Below are 2291 nucleotides of genomic sequence, written 5' to 3'. Positions count from 1 at the left end.
ATCACCACTTGGCCTTTGACCACCATTGGCCGTTCGACGATTTTGTTCACGCCGACAATGGCCACTTCCGGCAGGTTCAGCACCGGCGTGCTGACAATGCCGCCCAGCGCACCGAGGCTGGTGAGCGTAATGGTCGAACCGGACAGCTCATCACGGCTGGCTTTGCCATTGCGCGCGGCGTTGGCCAAACGCGAAATTTCCGCGGCGCTGTCCCACAGGCTGCGCGCTTCGGCGTGACGCACCACGGGCACCATCAGGCCGACATCGCTTTGCGTGGCGACGCCGACATGCACCGCACCGAGGCGGGTGATGACTTGCGCTTCGTCGTCGTAACGGGCGTTCATCTGCGGGAAGTCGCGCAGGGCCACCACCAGCGCGCGAACGAGGAACGGCAACAAGGTCAACTTGCCACGGCTGGCGCCATGTTTTTCATTCAGGTGCGCACGCAGTTCTTCGATCGCGGTGACGTCGATTTCTTCGACATAACTGAAGTGCGCGGCACGCTGAGTAGCGTCCTGCATGCGCTGGGCGATCTTGCGGCGCATGCCGATCACTTGAATCTGTTCTTCGTCGTTGCGTTGAGCGTAAGCGGCAGCGGCCGGCGCCGAAGCATTCGACTGACCTTGCGCCAGATAGGTCTCAAGATCTTCATGCAACACGCGACCGGCCGGGCCGGTGCCGCGCACCAGACGCAATTGAATGCCCAGATCCAGCGCATGTTTGCGCACGGCCGGCGATGCGAGCGGGCGTTCATCCGCTTCGCGAGCAACCATCGGGCCTTGGCAAACGGCAGCCGGACGTGGTGCGGCGGCTGCGGCGGGCTTGCTTTCGACAGCGGCTTCAACTTTCGGCGCAACCGGTGCTTCTTTGACCGGCGCGGGCGCGGCGGACTCTTTAAGGTTGCCAGCCCCTTCGACTTCGATGCTGATCAGCACACTGCCGACCGCCATCACTTCACCCGGCTGACCACCAAGGGCAATCACCTTGCCATGCACCGGCGACGGAATATCGACCATCGCCTTGTCGGTCATCACATCCGCCAGCACCTGGTCTTCAACCACCAGATCGCCAACCTTGACGTGCCACTGCGACAGTTCTACTTCTGCGATGCCTTCGCCGATGTCCGGCATCTTGATAACGTGCGTGCCCATTCAGACCTCCATGACCCGTTTCAACGCCGCGCCCACGCGGGACGGCCCTGGGAAATACGCCCACTCCTGCGCGTGCGGGTAGGGAGTGTCCCAACCGGTGACGCGCTCGATCGGCGCTTCCAGGTGATGGAAGCAATGCTCTTGCACCAGCGACACCAGCTCGGCGCCGAAACCGCAGGTGCGGGTAGCTTCGTGAACCACCACGCAGCGGCCGGTTTTCTTCACCGACTTGACGATGGTTTCCAGGTCCAGCGGCCACAGGCTGCGCAGGTCGATGACTTCGGCATCGACGCCGGATTCTTCGGCAGCGACTTGCGAGACGTATACGGTGGTGCCGTAGGTCAGCACGGTCACGTCCTTGCCCGGGCGAGTGATCGCAGCGACGTCCAGCGGCACGGTGTAGTAACCGTCCGGCACCTGGGCTTGCGGGTGTTTCGACCACGGGGTTACCGGGCGGTCGTGATGGCCATCGAACGGGCCGTTGTACAGGCGTTTCGGCTCAAGAAAGATCACCGGGTCATCGTTTTCGATGGAGGCGATCAGCAGGCCTTTGGCGTCGTACGGGTTGGACGGCATCACCGTGCGCAGACCGCAGACCTGAGTGAACATCGCCTCGATGCTCTGGCTGTGGGTCTGGCCGCCGTAGATGCCGCCGCCGCATGGCATGCGCAGGGTCATCGGTGCGGTGAATTCACCGGCCGAGCGATAACGCAGACGCGCTGCTTCGGAGATGATCTGGTCGGAGGCGGGGTAGACGTAGTCGGCGAACTGGATTTCGGCGACCGGACGCAAACCGTAGGCGCCCATGCCGACGGCCACGCCGACGATGCCACTTTCCGAGATCGGCGCGTCGAACACCCGCGAGGTGCCGTACTTGGTCTGCAGGCCTTCGGTGCAGCGGAACACGCCGCCGAAGTAGCCGACGTCCTGACCGAAGACGACGACGTTGTCATCGCGCTCAAGCATCACATCCATGGCCGAGCGCAGGGCCTGGATCATGGTCATGGTGGTCGTGGTCATGGCGGTTTCCAACTGAATATTGTTGTTGTGATCGTTCATGTCAGATCCCCAACTGCTGACGCTGGCGCTTCAAGTGCTCCGGCATCTCTTTGTAGACGTCTTCGAACATGGTCGCGGCGC

The 2291-nt window shown here is 62.6% G+C and carries 2 protein-coding genes; both read right to left on the bottom strand.

Annotation, left to right across the window (positions count from 1 at the left end; genetic code table 11):
* A partial coding sequence (locus OQK_RS27015; RefSeq protein WP_038861854.1) for a dihydrolipoamide acetyltransferase family protein occupies positions 1–1151 on the bottom strand: 1151 nt, incomplete at its 3' end.
* Positions 1152–2210: an alpha-ketoacid dehydrogenase subunit beta gene (locus OQK_RS27010; RefSeq protein ID WP_003224000.1), complete on the bottom strand. Its 1059-nt coding sequence runs from the start codon at positions 2208–2210 to the stop codon at positions 1152–1154. It abuts the gene before it with no gap.
* Positions 2211–2291: the final 81 nt, after the last annotated feature.

The sequence above is a fragment of the Pseudomonas sp. R62 genome (assembly GCF_000257605.1).
Taxonomy (GTDB): domain Bacteria; phylum Pseudomonadota; class Gammaproteobacteria; order Pseudomonadales; family Pseudomonadaceae; genus Aquipseudomonas; species Aquipseudomonas atacamensis.
Note: the sequence above shows the minus strand (reverse complement) of the source record. Positions and strands in the feature narration are given on the sequence as shown.

What these genes read in the sequence shown, in the direction of transcription:
- OQK_RS27010 (WP_003224000.1), bottom strand. Translation starts at nt 2,210, where the DNA reads ATGAACGATCACAACAACAATATTCAGTTGGAAACCGCCATGACCACG.